The sequence below is a fragment of the Streptomyces marinisediminis genome, from assembly GCF_026262575.1.
GTDB lineage: Bacteria > Actinomycetota > Actinomycetes > Streptomycetales > Streptomycetaceae > Streptomyces > Streptomyces marinisediminis.
On record NZ_JAPKFL010000086.1, the window covers coordinates 1 to 1032 of the forward strand.

Annotated in this window: 1 protein-coding gene; it reads right to left on the reverse strand. The window is 73.7% G+C overall.

Going from position 1 to position 1032, the window contains the following annotated elements; genetic code table 11:
- The coding region (locus OSB71_RS24170) for a beta-ketoacyl synthase N-terminal-like domain-containing protein (protein ID WP_265950937.1) at positions 1-1032 on the reverse strand (1032 nt) is incomplete at both ends.

Consider the following 1032-nt stretch of genomic DNA (forward strand, 5'->3'; position numbering starts at 1 on the left):
TCGGGGGCTTCTTCGAGGATGACGTGGGCGTTGGTGCCGCTGATGCCGAAGGAGGACACCGCGGCGCGCCGGGGCCGGGCGGGATCGGCGGGCCAGGACTCCTCACCCGTCAGCAACCGCACCGCACCCGCCGACCAGTCCACGTGCGAGGACGGCGCGTCCACGTGCAACGTGCGCGGCAGCACCCCGTGCCGCATCGCCAGCACCATCTTGATGACGCCGGCGACTCCGGCGGCGGCCTGGGTGTGGCCGAGGTTGGACTTCACCGAGCCCAGCAGAAGCGGCCGGGCGGGGTCGCGGTCCCGGCCGTAGGTGGCCAGCAGCGCCTGCGCCTCGATCGGGTCACCCAGCGTCGTCCCCGTACCGTGCGCCTCCACCGCGTCCACCTCACCGGCCGACAACCCACCCGAGGCCAGCGCCTGCCGGATCACCCGCTGCTGCGCCGGACCGTTGGGCGCCGTCAACCCGTTGGACGCACCGTCCTGGTTCACCGCCGAACCCCGCACCACCGCCAGCACCCGGTGCCCGTTGCGCCGCGCGTCCGACAGCCGCTCCACCACCAGCATGCCCACGCCCTCGCCCCAGGCCGTGCCGTCGGCCGCCTCCGCGAACGCCTTCACCCGCCCGTCGGAGGCCAGACCGCCCTGCCGGGAGAACTCGATGAACGCCCCCGGCGTCGACATCACCGTCACCCCGCCGGCCAGCGCCAGCCCGCACTCACCGCTACGCAGCGACTGCATCGCCAGGTGCAGCGCCACCAGCGACGACGAACACGCCGTGTCCACCGTCACCGCCGGACCCTCCAACCCGAACGTGTAGGACAACCGACCCGACACCACACTCGCCGCGTTCCCGGTCCCCACGTGCCCTTCGGCGCTGTCCGGGGAGGCGAGCAGGAGGGCCGTGTAGTCCTGGCCGTTGGTGCCGGTGAAGACGCCGGTGCGGGTGCCGCGCAGCGCGCCCGGGTCGATGCCCGCCCGCTCGATCGCCTCCCACGAGGTCTCCAGCAGCAGCCGCTGCTGCGGGTCCATG